A 17,386-nucleotide genomic window follows, 5' to 3' on the forward strand; every position below is an offset into this window, starting at 1 on the left:
CGTCCTCGTCGCGGCCGTCGCCACCGTCGTCCGTCTCGTGACGTCCGTCGCTTCGCCGGACCAGATCACCCAGACCTACGACACGGTCTTCCACGACAACGTCGTGGCGCATATCGTCCAGACGGGCGAGGCGTCGTCGCTGCACGCGCTGCCGCCCATCCGCGACGTCTATCCGATCGCGTTCCAGCAGTTCGCGGCGCTCGGCGACATGGCGTTCCCCGCGCTGACCGCGCCGGCCGCCGTCACGTGCGCCTGGCTGGTGTTCGGCGCCGTGGTGTGGCCCGTGTCCATCCTGTTTCTCGTGCGCACGGTGTGCGGCCGCCACGCGCTTTCCGATTTCGTCGCGCCCCTGCTGGCGGTTTCGGTCGCCGGCGGCCCGTTCCTGCTGTTGGATTGGGGCACGTTGTATTCGATGTTCGCCGGCCAGACGCTGCTGCCGGTGCTGTTCGCGCTCACCTGGCGATGGTGCATGCGCGATTGGCGGCGTGGCGCGTCCGTGTGCGTCTCCGGTCTGGCGTGGATCGCGGTGGCCGGTCTGGCGGTGTCGTTCGCGCATTTCCGCGTCATCATGACGTTCCTGCTGACGGCGATGCCGTTGGCGTTGTTCTGGCTGTGGTCCGTGGCGGTCCGTCTGCGCGAGACGCGCGGCGTGAGGGCGATGCGGATTGCGGTGGGCGCGTTCGCGGCCGTGGTGCTGGCGGTGTTCGCCGCCGGTTGCGCGGTGTTCGCGCGCATGTACGTCTTCGACACGTCCCGCCCGATCTCCGACCATCTCAACGGCGGCCCCGCCCTGCCCACGGAGGACATCCCGTCCGCGATCGGCCGGTTCCTGACGGGCACGCCCATCAATGCGGTGAACCAGCGGTTGGCGACGGATTGGCTGGTGGTGGCGCTGCTGGTGGTGGCGTTGGTCGGCATCGTCACGTGCGGTCATGCCGCCCGTGACGCCCATGATGTCCGGTCCGCCCGTGCCGCCCGCGATGGAGACGCCGATCCCGCCGAACGTCCCGATTCCGCCGGACGTGCGACGCGTCGCGACGGCCTGCTGCTGGTGGCGGGTTTCGTGCTGTTGGGCTTCGTGTTCGTGGCGTGCGCGGGCACGCACACCGATTGGGCGAAGGTCGTGTCCGCGCTGTGGTACAAGGACCAGCGTCGTCTGTTCGCCGCTTGGCCGATGATGGCCGCGCCGATCATCTGCCTGGGCGTGCGGGCGCTGTGCGGCCGCCTTGCGTCGTCCGCCCGCGCCGCGTCGATTGGTCTCCACGATTCTTCCGACCGGTCCGATTCGTCCGATGGCGCTGCCCCGTCCGTCCCGTCCGCCCCCTTCCGCCCGTCCGACGTCGCCACGGCCCACCGTCCCGCCGGAATCGCGCCGCACGCGCTGCGGACGGTGATCGCCGTCCTCGCCGTGCTCGTCTGCGTAGCGAGCCCGCAGATGACGGGCATGATGCATGCGGTGAAGGGCACATACGCGTTCGCGGAGAACGGCAAGGACTATCCGATGCTCACCAGCGACGAATACCTGCTGCTCAAGCGGATCGGCACGCATGTGCCGGAGGATGAGATGGTCGTCTCCGACCCATGGAACGGCAGCGCCCTCATGCTGGCGGTGGGTCGTCGCACCCCGTTCTACGCGCACTTGTACATGGCGTGGGACTATGACCACGCCTATCTCGGCGGCAATCTGAAGAACCTGGGCACCGACCCGCAGGTGTGCGAGATCATCCGCCGCAACGATCTGCACTGGTACGTTTCGATGGGCGGCCCGTATGCGCCGGACGATCCGAACCAGAACGTGTTCGACGGTCTGGCCGTGGTGCCGGACGCCATGCAGGCGGTGGACCGGCAGGGCGACGCCGTGCTGTACCGCATCACCGGTTGTGGTGTGTGACCCTGCGTCCTGTCCCGTGCGTCCTGCCCGCCATGCGCCCCGCCCTGTGCGTCCAAGGTCGTGCTGCCGTGAGACTGTGCGGAAGTGCCGGGAACGTCTGCGCGGCGGCCGATGCACCGCCTCCCGCATCCCCGGCCCCGGCCGCACCCTATAATGGTCGGCATGCAGCTCACCGTTACCGCCGTAGTCGTGTCGTACAACCGCGAAGCCCTGTTGCAGGAGTGTCTGGACGGAATCGCCGCGCAGACGCGGCCGGTCGACCGCATCGTGGTGGTCGACAACGCGAGCACCGACGGCGCGTTGCAGGTGATTCGCAACCACCCGCTGCTCGCCCGCGCGACGTACCTGACCGCGGACGGCGATGCCGCCTCCACGTCGCCCGACATCGCCGCTTCCACCGCACCGGACGCCACCGTCATCGCCCTGCCGCATAACACGGGCGGCGCCGGCGGCTTCTGCGCCGGCATCGCCGAGGCCATCGCCGGGTTCGGCGGCGACGCCGTCGCGCAGTCCCGCCACTACGTGTGGGTGATGGACGACGACACCGTGCCCACGCCGGGCGCGTTGGAGGCGCTGCTCGCCGCGGTGGCGCGCTGCGCGTACGAGAACCGTACGATGCCGGCGGTCCTGGGCTCCAAGGCTTTGTGGGTGGACGGCCGCGAGCATCTGATGAACAAGCCGCGCCAGCGCACGTGGGTGCGTAAGGGCGACCGTCTGCTCGACATGTCCAGCTTCGCCGACGAATCGGAACCGTCCGAATCGTCCGTGCCGTCCGGACCGGCCGCCTATCAGGTGCGTTCGCTCTCGTTCGTCTCCTGCCTGATGAACGCGGGCGCCATCCTGACGCTCAGCCGTCTGCCGCGCGCCGCGTACTTCCTGTGGAACGACGATTTCGAATTCACGTCGGCCCTGCTGCGTCGCGGCATCGGCTACTACGTGCCGGCCAGCGAGGTGGTGCACAAGACGAAGGTGTTCGGCTCCTCGGACGCCGATCCGGGCGCCCGCTTCTACAACGAGGTGCGCAACAAGATCTGGCTGTTCCGCTTCTCGCGCGGCAATTTCTCCGGTTCGGAGCTCGTCGAGTTCCTGTTGAAGACGGCCCGTCGCTGGGTGCTGACCTGGCTGCGGTCGTCCGACCGTGCGACGATCGCCGACTGCTTCCGTCGCGGCCGTCACGACGGCTTCCGCACGAAGCCGGCGTCGAACGCCGAAATCTTCGCGGACGTTCCTGAAGTCGTCGAAGCCATTCGCGTCGTCGAACCCGAACGATAGCGCTCTCTCAGCGCCTCCCGCGATTGCGCAGCGCGGTGAGCGCGCGGTACGCGGCCCGACGCGCGCGCGTGGGGACGAGACGGTAGACGGCGCGGACCGTCACGTTGCGCAGGAACTGCGTGCGCGTGACGAACCCGTCGGCGAGGAACCGACGCTGCAGCCGGACCTCCTCACGGAACATGTCGCGTCCGCCGCGGCGCTCGTAGGCGCCGGCATCCACGCGGTAGAGCACGAGCGGCGCGCCCACGTTGCGCATGCGCGCGCCGCGCAGCAGCATCCGCTCCCACAGCAGATAGTCTTCGAACCGTCCGGCATGCTCCGGATAGCCGCCGGCGGCGAGCACCGCGGATTTGCGGAACACCACGCTGGGGTGGTGCAGCGGGGATTGCAGTCGCGCGTAACGGGCCAGCTCCGGGCCGCCCGCCGGCAGCGTGCGCACCTGGCCGAGATGCGTCTCGTCGCCGCTGAATTCGCGGATGGCGCTGCCCGCCACGTCGATCGCGCCGCTCCGGAACAGCGGCAGCTGGGTGGCGAAGCGGTCCGGCAGCGAGATGTCGTCGCTGTCCGCGCGGGCCACGAGCTCGTGGTCGCAGTGGGCGAGTCCGACGTTCAGCGCGTGCGCCAGCCCGTCGTTGTGCTCGAGCGGGACGATGGTGAAGCGTGTGATGTGGCGGGCGGAATCGTCGTCCTCCAGGTCGTCGAGGTACCGCTGCATGTCCTGCGGCACCGGTCCGTCGCGCACGATGACGCATTGTTCGGGCGGCAGCGTCTGTTCCACCGTGGCCGACGCCACCGCGCGCTGCAGGTGCGCCAAGGTCTCGCCTTGGTAGACGCTCATGAGCACGCAGAACGGTTGCACGGTTTCAGTCATGCCCACCAGTGTAACCGCCGGTTCTTGTGAGCGGATAGGTCCGGGGGATGATTCACAGGAGGTCTGTGTAGGCAAGTCCGTCAGCCGCGACGGCGGCGACGGCGCTGCATCCGCGCCACCACCTGCTTCGAGCCGCGGTCGGCGAGCTGGGAGACGGCCGCGCCCACGGCGGCGGAGACGGCGGCGAACGCGATGCTCATGAGCAGGCCCTGCGGGGCGTCGGCGTCGAGCCCCTTGCGCAGGTTGCGTCGCGCGGTGCCGCGGCGCCACGTGGTGTCGAGCAGCTTGCCCGCCACGAGTCCGGCGATGGACGGCAGTGCCCAGGTGAACAGCTTGTCGCCCAGGGTGTCCGGGTCGTTGAGACGTTGCTCGCGCAGGGCGTCGACCTTGCGGTCGATGCGGTGGAGGGCTTCGACGGCGGCGTCGGCTTCGGAGGGGGTGCTGGTGGAGCGGTGTTTCGCGGCGTTCATGCGTTCCAGTCTAGTCCGCGCCGGCCCGGGTCGTGCGGTTCCGCGCCCGTTCCGCCGGTCGTTGCGGGACCCCGGCCGGTCGCCTTGACACCCGTCCGGCCTTCCCGCGCGGGAGGAAACGGCAACAGGGTTGGAGCCGGATGCGGGGACGGGCTACAGTGGGTGTCATGAGTGAACATGTTGAAGGCGGCACTGTGGCCGTCGACGCCCGCGGCGGCTCCGGCTTCCTGGTGCTGCTGCGTCATGGACAGACCGCGTGGAGCGAATCGGGACAGCACACCGGGCGCACGAACGTGCCGCTGACTTCGGTGGGACGGGAGCAGGCCGCGGCGGCCGGGGAACGCTTGCGCGCCGCGTTCCCCGGAGGGTTCCGTGCCGACTGCGTCTTCTCCAGCCCGCTGAAGCGTGCGCAGCAGACGGCCGAACTGGCCGGGTTCGCGGAGCACGGCACGCTGGACGGCATCGCGGAGTGGGATTACGGCCGTGCGGAGGGTCGCACGCGCCAGCGCGTGCGCGAGATGAGCGGATTCGACTGGGACGTCTGGCGTGACGGCCCGCAGTCGCTGCCGGCATCGATGGACGCCGATTGGACCGAGCGTCTGCCGGAGGGCGGCGAGGTGCAGGTGCACGCCGGTACCGGCGAGACGGTGGAGGAGGCTGCCGCGCGCGCCCGCGGCGCCATCGCGCAGGTGACGCCGCTGCTGGAGGCCGGACATGACGTGCTGCTCGTCGCGCACGCGCACATCCTGCGCATCCTCACCTCGCAGTGGCTGGGCGTGGACCCGCGGTTCGCGCGCCTGCTGCGTCTGGACACGGCCCACTATTCGGTGCTGAGCCGCTACAAGGGCGACAACGTCATTGAACGCTGGAACTGCTAGCGTCGGTATCGTCGGCCGACGGTCCGGACGGCTGACGGCACCGCCGGCCGTCAGCCGTCCAGCCGCGTCGTGCTGGAGCGGACGATGAGCTGCGGCGGGATCTCGTGGAACGGCTGGTCCACGTCGCGTCCGTTGATGAGGTCCATCGTCATGCGTGCGGCGGTGTGCGCCATGTCCACCGGGTCCTGGCGGATGGTGGTCAGGCCGATGTCGTCCGTGTAGAAGCTGTCGTCGTAGCCGATGAGCGACACGTCGCCCGGTACGGACAGGCCGTTGCGTTCCAGCTGGAACATGAGCGGCAGCGCGATGCCGTCCTCCTGGCAGGCGATGGCGGTGGGCATGTCCGGCAGGCTCATGAGCTGCGTGACCACGTCGCCGATGCGGTAGTGTCCGGCGTCGTCCACCTTGCAGACGATGACCTGCGGTTCGATGCCCTCCTGTCGGCAGCGTTCGGTGAACGCGTCGAAACGGCCGCGCACGGAGAAGCTCAGGGACACGTCGCGGTCGGTGCGGATGTAGGCGATGCTGCGATGCCCCAGGTTGATGAGGTGGCGTGCGGCCAGCGTGGAGCCCTGCTCGTCGTTGATGGTGACGGCCGCGGCGAAGCCGTGCTGCGCGGCGTCGGCCGTGTTGATGCCGATGATCGGCACGCCCACGGTGGCGAGCTGCGCGGTCTCCTCGTTGTCGATGTCGAAGGAGACGACGATGACGGCGTCCGCGTTGCGGCGGACGGGCAGCATGTCGAAGAACTCCTTGCGCTCCTCGATGCTGGACACCTGGAAGACGGAGATGTCGTAGCCCTCCGCGTGGAAGACGTCATTGAGGCCTTCGATGACGGATGCGGTGAACCACAGGCGGATGTGGCCGCTCATAAGTACGGCCACGCGCAGCGCGCGTCCGGATTTGAGCGCGGCCGCGGAACGGGAGAGGGAGAAGTTGAGCCGGTCGGCCGCGGCGAGCACGCGTTCGCGCGTCTTCTCCGAGACCAGCGTGGGGCGGGTGAACGACCGCGACACGGTGGAGATGGAGACGCCCGCCGCCTTGGCCACGTCCTGGATGCTGCTGCTCATGGGACCCCCTGTTCGTGCCGGTGAATCGGGTGGGGAGCGCCGTCGAGCCATGCCGGCACCCCGTTATGCTAACGAATGCAGTACCAGTGTACACGCGTTGCCGTGTGCGGTCACATCGTTGGAATGACGGGGTTTGCAGGCGTCTCTCGGCGCGCTCCCGGCGGAGTTTCGGCGCGCGTTCAGCACGCGAGCCAGGCGGCGGCGTCGGCCGGCAGGCGGTCGTCGTCGGTGAGCGGGGCGGAGGTGAGCAGCAGCGCGGCGTCGTCCGGAAGCGGCACCGGCTCCGTGCCGAAATTGGTCACGCACACGAGCGTGCGGCCGTCGGCCGTCGGACGGGCGTAGGCGATGACCTCGTCGCCGGAACCCTCGTCGTCCAGCCACTCCACCGTCGACGTGTCGCCGGTGGCGGTGAGCAGCTTCGCGCGCAACGCCAACGCGCGACGGTACAGGTTGAGCATCGAGGAGCCGTCGGCGGCCTCGACGTCGGCCGCGAAATCCCTGAACCACAGGGGCTGCGGCAGGTGCGGCGCGGCCGCGGGCGTGCCGTCGGGGCGCGTGGCGGGGGAGAAACCGAACGACGTGGACGCGCCGTCCGCGAACGCGGGGTCCCAATCGGCCGGAACCGGGCCGTCGCCGGACCTGTCATCCGCGGTCCACGGCAGCGGCACGCGGCAGCCGTCGCGGCCCTTGTCGGTGAAGTTGCGGCGCGTGTTGAACGGCGTCGGATCCTCCAAGCGGTCCCACGGGATGTTCGCCACCTCGAACAGGCCCAGCTCCTCGCCCTGGTAGATGTACACGGATCCGGGCAGCGCGAGCTCCATGAGCGCGGCGGCGCGGGCGCGGCGCGTGCCGAGCGCACGGTCCTCGGTGTAGGAGGCGCCGTCGCGCAGCAGCCAGTCGTGCGCGAGCTGATGGTAGACCGGCCCCTTCACCTGCGGCAGGCCGTAGCGGGAGGGGCTGCGCGGCACGTCGTGGTTGTTCATCACCCACGTGGTGGTCGAACCCTGCGTCTCCGCGGCCGTCTCGAGCCCGTGGCGGATGGCGGAGCGGAACTCGCCGGCGTCCCAGTTCGCCTCGGCGAACTCGAAGTTGAACACCTGCCCCAGGCCGGCCGGGTCGGCGTACAGATGCTGGTGCTCGGGCACCACCCACGCCTCGCCCACGGCGAAGCGCGGCGGATCGTACTCGTCGAACACCTCGCGCCATTCGCGGTAGATGTCGTGCACCTCGCGGCGGTCCCACAGGGGGCTGGTGAAGTCGTGGTTGAGCACCTGCTGCACGGTGTCCGCGGGCATGTCCTCGAGCGGCGTGGAATCGAGGTCCTTGGCCAGGCCGTGCGCCACGTCGATGCGGAAGCCGTCGGCGCCGTGGTCGGACCAGAATCGCAGCGTGGTCTTGAACTCCTCGTGCACGTCCGGGTTCCTCCAGTTGAGGTCCGGCTGCTCCTTGGCGAAGATGTGCAGGTACCACTGGCCGTCCTCCACCCGCTGCCAGGCCGGGCCGCCGAACAGCGACTGCCAGTCGTTCGGCGGCAGTTCGCCGTTCGCCCCGCGCCCCTCGCGGAAGATGTAGCGGTCGCGCGCGGCCGAGCCGCGGCCGGCCTTGAGGGCCTCCTGGAACATCACGTGCTTGTCCGCCGTGTGGTTGGGTACGATGTCGACGATCACCTTGATGCCGGCCTCGTGCGCGGCGGCCGCCATCCGGTCGAAGTCGTCCATGGTGCCGAGACGCGGGTCGACGTTCCGGTAGTCGATGACGTCGTAGCCGCCGTCCGCCAGGTCGGAGGGGTAGAACGGGCTCAGCCAGACGGCGTCGACGCCGAGCGCCTTGAGGTAGCCCATCTTCTCGGTGACGCCGGCGATGTCGCCCAGGCCGTCGCCGTTCACGTCCTTGAAGCTGCGCGGATAGACCTGATAGACGACGGCCTGCTTCCACCAGTCGCTGCGTTCGTTGTTCGCGGTCATGCGCGTTCCGTCCTTTCCTGTGCGACGCCGCGCCGGCGCGTCTCCCGCGTCCGACGACGATTCGATGACAACGATAGCAGCGTCGTCGCGGTGCTGCCGGCGTTGTCCGATGCTCAGGCGGCGCGGGTCCCCATTGCGTCGTCGCTCGGATCGTGAACCGGAGGGCTGTGCGATTGCACATGACAAAGCCCGGAATCAGAGCGAAAGCCGATTCCGGGCGTGTGTGATGATGTGCGTTTCCGGTTCACGATTTCCACCCTGCGGAAATCGTGAACCGGGGTGGATCACTTGCCGCTCATCACCTCGGCCAGGGACAGCACGCGCGGGTCTTTGAACACCTCGTCGGTGTGCACCACGCGGCCTTCCGCATCCTGCAGCGGGATGCGCCAGTTCGGATACTGGTCCGACGTGCCCGGCTGGTTCACCGAGGCGTGCTGGCCGGTGCCGTCCACCAGCGCCGCCTGCCGCAGCAGCGACGGCGTCTCGGTGAGCATCGCGTGCATCGCCTCCACGATCTCCTGCTCGTAGGCGGGCATGTCCCGTTCGGCTGCGGCCGCATCCGCTGCCGGCAGCCATCCGCCTTCGACGAGCATGTCCAGCATGGCACGGCGTTCGGCGCGTGCCAGGGCCGCGAAGCCGGACACCGGCCCGTCCAGCAGGTGCAGTCGCTCGCGCAGCTTCACATGCTCGAACTCGAGATAGCCGGCCGTGGGCGGCAGGTCGTGCGTCGTCACCGAGGCCAGGGTCTGACGGCGGTAGTCGGTCGGCGGCTTGTACGGGTCGCCCGCGTTCGGCGAATCGTCCACGCGGGAGAACCAGGCCACGTCGGTGCCGAACACGCCGTGCGAGGACAGCACCTCGTGCACGTAGTCGGGCACGGTGCCCAGATCCTCGCCGACCACCACGCCGTTCGCGCGCGTCGCCTCGATGGCGAGCACCGCGAGCATCGCCTCATGGTCGTACGTCACGTACGCGCCGCCCTTCGCGCCCTTGCCGCGCGGGATCCACCACAGGCGGAACAGGCCGAGGATATGGTCGATGCGCACCGCGCCCGCATGCGCGAACATGGCGTGCACCATCTCCCGGTACACGCGGTACCCGGTCTCCTCGAGATAGCGCGGGTGGAACGGAGGCTGGCCCCAATCCTGCCCTTGCTGGTTGTAGAAGTCCGGCGGACAGCCCACGGTGACGCCGTCGGCCGCGAACCGCTCCGGATACCACCAGGCGTCCGCACCGAGGGAATGCACGCCCACGGCCATGTCCATCATGAGGCCCAGCGCCATGCCGGAAGCTTTGGCGGCGCGCTGCGCGGCGGTGAGCTGCTCGTCGGCGATCCACTGCAGCCACCGGTTGAACTCGAACAGGTCCCGGTGCTCCTCGACGAGCTTCCGCACCTCCGGCGAATCGCGGTTCGTGGTGTGGAACCACGAGGGCTCCTCCCACGGCGCGCCCCACACCTCGAACGCCACGCACCACGTGGCGAAGGCGTCCAGATCCGGGCCTGCCTGACGCTTGAACTCCTCGAACGCGGCCTCGCGCTCCGGGCTGCGCGGCGCCTCGAAGATGAGACGCAGGGCCTGGCGCTTCGCCCGCCACGCCTCGTTGAGATCCATTGGCTTCGCGTCGTCGTTGCGGTATGCGACGAGCGCGTGCAGCTCCTGCACGCGGGCCACGGCCCGGGCGTCCATGAGCTCCGTGTCTTGCCTTTCGCCCGCCGAGCCGGCGCCGGCACCGGTCGTGCCCGCCGTGCGGTCCGCCGCGGCCGCGTATTCGGGGATGTCCTGCGGACGGATGTACGTGGCGTTGAGGAAGCGGCGCGATTCCGGCAGATACGGCGAAGGCTCCAGCGGCGGGACGGGCGCGCAGGCGTGCACCGGGTTGATGAGCATGAAATCGGCGCCGGAGCGTTCGCCGGCGTCGGCGAGCAGACGCTTCAGATCGCCGTAGTCGCCCACACCCCAGGAGCCGCGCGACCGCACCGAGTACAGCTGCGTCATCCACCCCCAGCGCGGATGCTCCGCGATGGGCTTCGGCAGCGGAATGCGCTTGGGAGCCACGATGAGCGTGGCCGATTCGCCCGTGGCTTCGCCGTCCGCGGTGGCTGTGGCGGTCGCAGTGTTCACGTCGTCCACGTCTCCGGACAGGGTGACGCGCAGCGTGTGGTAGCCGATCGGCAGGTCCGCCGGCAGCGTGAGGAGCCAGTCGGCGCTGTTGAGGTCGGGCAGCAGGTCGGACTGCTCGTTGCGCAGCGTGGAGCCGTCCTCCAGCGTGAGGGTCACGGACGGCTCCGCGCCCTCCGGGCAGTGCAGGCGGATGACGGCGGGCGTGAGACGGCGTGCGGTCTCCGGCTTCGCGGCGGACGCGGCGGTGCCGGTCGCCCCGGTGTCCGCCGCGCCCTTCGGGGCCGGGCTCCCCTCCGCGACGGTGACGACGATGGTCTTCGAGGGCAGCACGCGGTGGGCGTCCCGTTCGTCGAGGGCGGCCTGCGAGCGGGCGATGGCCTCGGGGGAGGAGGCGTCGACGCCGAGCGCGGCGAGCACGTCGACCAGCACGTCGTCGGCGATCTCCACGTAGTCGCCGAGCTGGTCGATGTACGAGGTGGCCACGCCGCTCGCCTTGGCGAGGCGGATGAGCGGCCGCGCCAGTCGTTCGGCGCTTTCCGTGCGTGCGGATGGTTGATGGGATGTTGCGGTCATGAGTGCTCCTTGAGATGCATCGGTGCGGCTTCCACGCCGCCTCCCCGGTACGGTCGTCCGTGGCGTATCGGGCGGGATGATGGATTGGTGAAGTGACGTTGCCCTCGACCATAGCGCGGAATGACATCGTTTGCAATACGGTCGGGTGTTCGCGCGTGAGGCCGGCGTCGGCGCGGCGGGACCGTATGCGGCGTCGCGGGGAGCCGCATGCGACCGTATACACGCTATGAGGGGTACTTTGCCGCTGTTCCGGAATGCCATCTCGCGTATAAGGGGTGCCACGTTGGAGTATCACTCCCCGGAAACCGCATGGTCGCAACGGCATTAAGCCGATTCGGGCCCGTCGTACCGGGAGCGGATACCCCTCGTAAGCGAGGTGGAATTTCGGAACAACGGTAAAGCACCCCTTGTAACGCAGTCAGCTCAGCACCGCGAAGGATTGGGGTGGCAGCAGCAGCTCCCCGTCCTCGATGAGCGGCCCGCCGATGGATAGGGCGACGGCGCGGTCCTTGTCCGGCCCGTCCAGCGGCAGGCGCAGCGTGTCCCGGCCCGGGTTCATCGCGATGATGACCGATTCGGTGGAGGCGCCGCCGTCATTTCCGGAAGGATGCGCCGCCGTGCGGCGGTAGGCGAACAGACGCCCGTCACCGGAGAGCACCTCGAAGCCGGCGGACGAGGCCAATGCGGGCGTGGCGTGGCGGAACGCGAGCACCGCGCGCATCCACTGCCGCAGCGAATCCGGATCGGCCATCGCGGCGGCCGCCGTGACCGGGGCGTCCCCGTCACCGTCCGCAGGCTCCTGCACCGGCAGATACAGGCGGTCCGCCGGGGCCGTGGAGAAGCCGAGGTTCGGCAGCGAGGCGTCCCACTGCATCGGCGTGCGGCTGCCGGTGCGCACATAGCCGCCCTCCTTGGTGGGCAGCGGGCGGTACGACAGACCGATCTCATCGCCGTAGTAGACGAACGGGCAGCCCGGCATGGTCAGCAGCATGCCGTACGCCACCTTGAGTTCGCGTGCGGAGAGTCGCTGGGCCAGGCGCAGCGTGTCATGGTTGCAGGTGATGAGGTCGAACCGTCCGCCCGCGCGCTCGCAGTCCCTGAGCTGCGGGACGTACTGCTCAAGGAACGGGCGGATCGAGGCGCCGGAGTCTGCGTTGAAGTAGCTCGCGTCGCCCTCGTGCTTCAGCGGCGTATCGGTGTTGCGCAGCAGCATGTTGTAGCCGTTCGGATTGCCGTCCCAACGCCAGTCGAGGTAGAAGTCCATGTCGAAGCCGGCCTGCATGGATTCCGCCGGCCGGCCCCATTCGGACACGAACACGGCGTCCGGGAACTCCGGGCGGATCTTCGAGAACAGGTGTTGCCAGGTGCGGATCGTCGCCGGCTTGCCCCAGTCGTCATGCTTGACGAGGCTGTCGGCCATGTCCACGCGGAAGCCGTCTGCGCCGCGGGAGAGCCAGAAGCGCATCACGCCGAGCAGCGCCTCGCAGGTGGCGAGGGCGTCCGGGCCGAGCGCGGGCTTCTGCCACGGCTGCTTCGGGTGCGCGAAGCCGTAGTTCAGCGCCGGCTGGCACTTGAAGAAGTTGAGGATGTACGTGCCGTCGCGTTCGGTCTCGCCGCCGATGAATGGCAGGCCGTCGCCGCCGGAGATCCAGCAGTCGGTCCAGATGTAGCGTTCGGACACGTTCTCGGTTGTGCCGTCGACGCTCGTGACGACGCGCGCGGCCGCCTCGGGGTGCGCGGAGGCCCGGAACCAGGCGTGCTCCTCGCTGGTGTGTCCGGGCACGAGGTCGAGCAGCACGTGCATGCCGCGTTCGTGGGCGGCCTCGAACAGGGCGACGAGGTCGTCGTTGGTGCCGTAGCGTTCGGCCACCTTCGTGTAGTCGCGCACGTCATAGCCGGCGTCCTTGAACGGCGAGTCGTAGCACGGGTTGATCCACAGGGCGTTGCAGCCGAGGTCGCGGATGTAGTCGAGGTGGACGGTGATGCCGGGGAGGTCGCCGATGCCGTCGCCGTTCGTGTCGGCGAAGCTCTGCGGGTAGACCTCGTAGAAGCAGGCGTCGTCCAGCCATTGCGGGCGTCCGCCGCGCCGCGTTTGCAGACCAGGCTGCGTTGCGGTCTGCGATGCGGCGGCGGGGGAGGTGTTCCACGGGGTGTCGGCGGAGGGTTCGTGCTGGGCGTGTCGCGTGGGTTCGGTCATGGGAAACTCCTGTGTTCGTGCGGTTTTCGGCCGGTGCATGACGGCTGCGCCGGAGGCCTGCAACCATCATATGCCAACGTATGCAAAAACCGTGCTATAGTTGCAGTCAACGATGTTCCGCAGCGTTGCAAACGAAACATTTCAAAGCCATACCGAACCAATGTGAACGTATGCAACGAAGCTTTCAGCACAGGAACTGAAAACGTGGGCATCCGGAGATCGGAAACACCGAACTGAGAAAGGAACGGATCAACGATGATCAACTGGAAGAAGGCCATCGGCCTCGCCGCCGCAACCGCCATGCTGCTGCCGCTCGCCGCCTGCGGCTCCGACAACGACTCGAACGGAGGCTCCTCCGACGGCGGCGCCATCACCCTGAAGGTCTGGGCCCCGCAGGAGGACCAGGACGGCAAGAACTCCTGGCTGAGCCAGGTGGAGGCCGGCTTCGAGAAGGCCCACCCCGAATACCAGATCACGTGGAAGAACGACGTCGTCTCCGAGGGCGACGCCTCCAAGACCGTGCAGACCGACCCGTCCTCCGCTGCCGACGTCTACATGTTCGCCTCCGACCAGCTCGGCACCCTCATCGACTCCGGCGCCATCGGCCAGCTCGGCACCGACGCCGCCAAGCAGGTCAAGGAGCAGAACGGCGACCTCGAGGTCAGCTCCGTCACCGGCCCCGACGGCATCCTGTACGGCGTGCCCTACACCGGCAACACCTGGTTCATGTACTACGACAAGTCCGCGTTCTCCGAGGAGGACGTCAAGAGCCTCGACACGATGGTCTCCAAGGCCGCCGTCGCCTTCCCGCTCTCCAACTCCTGGTACATCGGCGGCTTCTATGACGGCCTGAGCCTGTTCGGCGAGAAGGGCAACAACGCGAAGGCCGGCATGGTCTTCCCGAAGGACTCCGCCGACATCACCACGTACCTCGCGAACCTCGTCGCCAACCCGAACTTCCATGACTCCGCCGACAACTCCGGCCTCTCCGAACTGCAGGCCGGCACCGTCAAGGCCTACTTCTCCGGCACTTGGGACGCCGCCACCATCCAGAAGGCCCTCGGCGGCAACTACGCCGCCACGCAGCTGCCGACCTTCACCGTCAACGGCCAGACCAAGCAGATGAAGTCCTTCGCCGCCACCAAGGCCGCCGCGTACAACCCGAACGCCTCCAACCCGAAGGCCGCCGCCCAGTTCGCCGCCTACCTCGGTTCCACCGAGGCGCAGAAGCTGCACTACGAGGCCCGCCAGATCCCGCCGACCGACAAGTCCCTGTCCGACCTGACCACCGACGACATCGCCGCCAAGGCCCAGGCCGACACCATGGCCAACACCGCCATCCTGCAGTCCGGTCTGTCCGGCATGAACGACTGGTGGACCCCGGCCGAGACCTTCGGCAAGGCCCTCGTCAACAAGGAAGTCACCGCCGACAACGCCCAGGCCAAGACCGACGACTGGGTCAAGCAGGTCGGCAAGTACGCCGAGTGAGCATGACGGCCGGGACTCCGGTCCCGGCCGTCCAGGCCGCCCCGGCCCCGCCGATCGCAGGACCGGCTGACCGACACCGGCACTGACTCCTTCTATCTCTTTACCTCTCCTCCTCCTTCGTGACAGGGCCCGGGCGACATGCTGTTGACGCAGACGGCGCCCGGGCCCTGTCGCGGTTCCTTCATGTTCCTTCCCATCCACTCGATTCGTTCGAAATTCGATTCATTCGAAATTCGATTCGTTCGAACCATCCATCCAATCCATTCACTGAGAGGCGGTAGGGTGCAATGACATCGGCAACCCTTTCCCCACGCGAGATGAAGCGCCGTCGCAAGCTGGGCGCGGACTACGTGGCCCCCTCGCCGTATTCGGTCCGCAACGCGCTGACCCGCGGCGACATCTTCACCAAACTGTCGGCGGTCGTGTTCGGCCTCGGCAACATCGTGCGCAAGCAGTTCGTCAAGGGCATCGCATTGCTGGCCCTCGAGATCGCGTTCATCGTCTTCATGGTCGTGGGCGGCGCGGAATACCTGGGCAAGCTCCCCGGCCTGGGCGACCAGAAGCAGGGCAAGAAGCTGGTCGACGGCTTCTGGGTGTACACCGCCGGCGACAACTCCGTGGTCATCCTGCTGTACGGCGTGTGCACGCTCGTCATCTGCGCGCTGTTCGTCTACTTGTGGACCATCTCCCTCAAGTGCGCGTACAAGGCCGAATGCCTGGCGCGCGAGCACGGCCAGGCCCCGAGCCTCTCCGACGACCTGCACACGTTGACCAACCAGAAGGCCAACCAGCTGCTCATGTTCCTGCCGACGCTCGGCATCCTCGTGTTCACCGTGCTGCCGCTCATCTTCATGATCTCGATGGCGTTCACCAGCTACGACCATAAGCACCTGACCCTGTTCGACTGGGTGGGCTTCCAGAACTTCGCCGAGGTGTTCTCCAACAGCGGCGGCACCGTCAACGCCGGACTGTTCATGTCCGTGCTCGCCTGGACCCTGGTGTGGGCGTTCTTCGCCACGTTCCTCAACTTCTTCTTCGGCATGTTCTTCGCGATGATCATCAACCGCAGGACCACCCGCTTCAAGGGTTTCTGGCGCGCCTGCTTCTCGATGTCCATCGCCGTGCCGCAGTTCGTGTCCCTGCTGGTCATGCGCACCATGCTGCAGCCCACCGGCGCCATCAACCGTCTGCTCATGGAATGGGGCTGGATCGACTCCGCGCTGCCGTTCTTCACGAACGCCACGTGGGCGCGCGTCACCGTCATCGTCATCAACCTGTGGGTCGGCATCCCGTACACCATCATGCAGATCACCGGCATCCTGCAGAACATCCCGGCCGACCTGTACGAGGCCGCGAAGATCGACGGCGCCAACTGGTGGCAGATCTTCGTGAAGATCACGATGCCGTACATCATCTTCGTGCTCACCCCGTACCTCATCACCACGTTCACCGGCAACGTGAACAACTTCAACGTCATCTACCTGCTCTCCGCGGGCAACCCGACGCCCGTCGGCTCGTCCGCAGGCAAGACGGACCTGCTCATCACCTGGTTGTACAAGCTCACGGTGGACAAGAACGACTACAACCTCGGTGCCGTCATCGGCATCATGACCTTCATCGTCCTCGCGGTGGTGTCGCTCGTCACCTACCGCAATTCCGGTTCCTACAAGAATGAGGAGGCATTCCGCTGATGAGTGACCACAGCGTTCAGAAGGCCGAATCGCACGGCCTCATGCACGACGCCAAGAAGCGCCGCATCCTCGGCGACGTCCTGTCGCACCTGTTCCTCGCCGTCATGGCGGTCATCTGGCTCATCCCGATCGTGTGGGTGTTCGCGGAGAGCTTCAACAAGAACACCGCGCCGTACACGAAGACGTTCTTCCCCACCGAGTTCTCGCTGGACAACTACGTGGCGCTGTTCACGGACAAGTCGGTGCTGAACTTCCCGAAGATGTTCATGAACACGTTCATCGTCGCGGTGTTCGTGTGCCTGATCTCCATGTTCTTCGTGCTTTCGGTGGCTTACTGCATGAGCCGCCTGCGCTTCCGCACGCGCCGCACGTTCATGAACGTGGTGCTCATCCTGGGCATGTTCCCGGGCATCATGGCCGTCTCCGCCATCTACTTCATTCTCAAGGCTGTGGGCCTCACCGGCGAGGGCATGACCACCATCGCCCTGATTCTGGTCTACTCGGCCGGCTCCGGAGCGGGCTTCTACGTGATGAAGGGCTACATGGACACCATCCCGACCTCGCTCGACGAGGCCGCCATGCTCGACGGCTGCACCCGTCTGCAGGTGTTCACCAAGATCATCATCCCGATCTGCAAGCCCATGATCGTCTACCAGGCCATCATCGGCTTCCTGACCCCGTGGCTCGACTTCGTCATGGCGAAGGTGATCTGCCGCACGCAGTCGAACTACACGGTGGCTCTGGGCCTGTGGCTCATGCTGGACAAGGAGTACATCCAGAACTGGTACGCCCGCTTCGCCGCCGCGGCCGTGGTGATCTCGATCCCGATCGCCATCCTGTTCATCGTGATGCAGCGCTTCTACCAGGAGTCCATGAGCGGTTCCGTCAAGGGCTGACG

At 67.7% G+C, this 17,386-nt stretch carries 12 protein-coding genes; 6 read left to right on the plus strand and 6 right to left on the minus strand.

Annotated features, from left to right (window positions below):
• Both KIH78_RS07980 and KIH78_RS07985 read left to right on the plus strand, forming a co-directional pair.
• On the plus strand, positions 1-1,891 hold a 1,891-nt coding region (locus tag KIH78_RS07980; RefSeq protein ID WP_219131928.1), incomplete at its 5' end, for a DUF6541 family protein.
• A gap of 162 nt (positions 1,892-2,053) precedes the next feature.
• Positions 2,054-3,163 (plus strand): glycosyltransferase, encoded by a 1,110-nt coding sequence (locus tag KIH78_RS07985; RefSeq protein ID WP_219131929.1) that lies wholly within the window; start codon positions 2,054-2,056, stop codon positions 3,161-3,163.
• 7 nt (positions 3,164-3,170) lie between these two features.
• On the opposite strand, the gene KIH78_RS07990 is transcribed toward KIH78_RS07985, so the two are convergent.
• Positions 3,171-4,034 carry a glycosyltransferase gene (locus KIH78_RS07990; RefSeq protein ID WP_236034517.1) on the minus strand — a complete coding sequence of 288 codons (864 nt, stop codon included), beginning with the start codon at positions 4,032-4,034 and terminating at the stop codon, positions 3,171-3,173.
• 80 nt (positions 4,035-4,114) lie between these two features.
• Positions 4,115-4,504: a DUF4235 domain-containing protein gene (locus KIH78_RS07995; protein WP_214315060.1), complete on the minus strand. Its 390-nt coding sequence runs from the start codon at positions 4,502-4,504 to the stop codon at positions 4,115-4,117.
• 167 nt (positions 4,505-4,671) lie between these two features.
• Between KIH78_RS07995 and KIH78_RS08000 the strand changes: the two genes are divergently transcribed.
• Positions 4,672-5,382: a histidine phosphatase family protein gene (locus KIH78_RS08000; protein ID WP_214315061.1), complete on the plus strand. Its 711-nt coding sequence runs from the start codon at positions 4,672-4,674 to the stop codon at positions 5,380-5,382.
• A gap of 50 nt (positions 5,383-5,432) precedes the next feature.
• Here the strand turns inward: KIH78_RS08000 and KIH78_RS08005 are convergent, their stop codons facing one another.
• The 4 genes from KIH78_RS08005 to KIH78_RS08020 all read right to left on the minus strand — a co-directional run bounded on the left by KIH78_RS08005 (position 5,433) and on the right by KIH78_RS08020 (position 13,309).
• Positions 5,433-6,452 (minus strand): LacI family DNA-binding transcriptional regulator, encoded by a 1,020-nt coding sequence (locus KIH78_RS08005; protein ID WP_219131930.1) that lies wholly within the window; start codon positions 6,450-6,452, stop codon positions 5,433-5,435.
• Positions 6,453-6,631: 179 nt separating this feature from the next.
• Entirely contained in the window at positions 6,632-8,416 is a 1,785-nt protein-coding gene (locus KIH78_RS08010; protein WP_219131931.1) for a glycoside hydrolase family 13 protein, read from the minus strand.
• A gap of 284 nt (positions 8,417-8,700) precedes the next feature.
• On the minus strand, positions 8,701-11,112 hold the full coding sequence (gene malQ, locus KIH78_RS08015) for a 4-alpha-glucanotransferase (protein WP_219131932.1): 2,412 nt from the start codon (positions 11,110-11,112) through the stop codon (positions 8,701-8,703).
• Positions 11,113-11,530: 418 nt separating this feature from the next.
• Entirely contained in the window at positions 11,531-13,309 is a 1,779-nt protein-coding gene (locus KIH78_RS08020) for an alpha-amylase family glycosyl hydrolase (RefSeq protein WP_219131933.1), read from the minus strand.
• A 255-nt stretch (positions 13,310-13,564) separates the two neighbouring features.
• On the opposite strand from KIH78_RS08020, the gene KIH78_RS08025 reads away from it, so the two are divergent.
• From KIH78_RS08025 to KIH78_RS08035, 3 genes are all read left to right on the plus strand, one after another.
• Entirely contained in the window at positions 13,565-14,797 is a 1,233-nt protein-coding gene (locus KIH78_RS08025; RefSeq protein ID WP_219131934.1) for an extracellular solute-binding protein, read from the plus strand.
• A gap of 317 nt (positions 14,798-15,114) precedes the next feature.
• Positions 15,115-16,488 (plus strand): carbohydrate ABC transporter permease, encoded by a 1,374-nt coding sequence (locus tag KIH78_RS08030; RefSeq protein ID WP_219131977.1) that lies wholly within the window; start codon positions 15,115-15,117, stop codon positions 16,486-16,488.
• On the plus strand, positions 16,488-17,384 hold the full coding sequence (locus KIH78_RS08035) for a sugar ABC transporter permease (RefSeq protein ID WP_214315077.1): 897 nt from the start codon (positions 16,488-16,490) through the stop codon (positions 17,382-17,384). Before KIH78_RS08030 ends, KIH78_RS08035 begins: the two co-directional genes overlap by 1 nt.
• Positions 17,385-17,386: the final 2 nt, after the last annotated feature.

The sequence above is a fragment of the Bifidobacterium saguinibicoloris genome (assembly GCF_019331725.1).
GTDB lineage: Bacteria > Actinomycetota > Actinomycetes > Actinomycetales > Bifidobacteriaceae > Bifidobacterium > Bifidobacterium saguinibicoloris.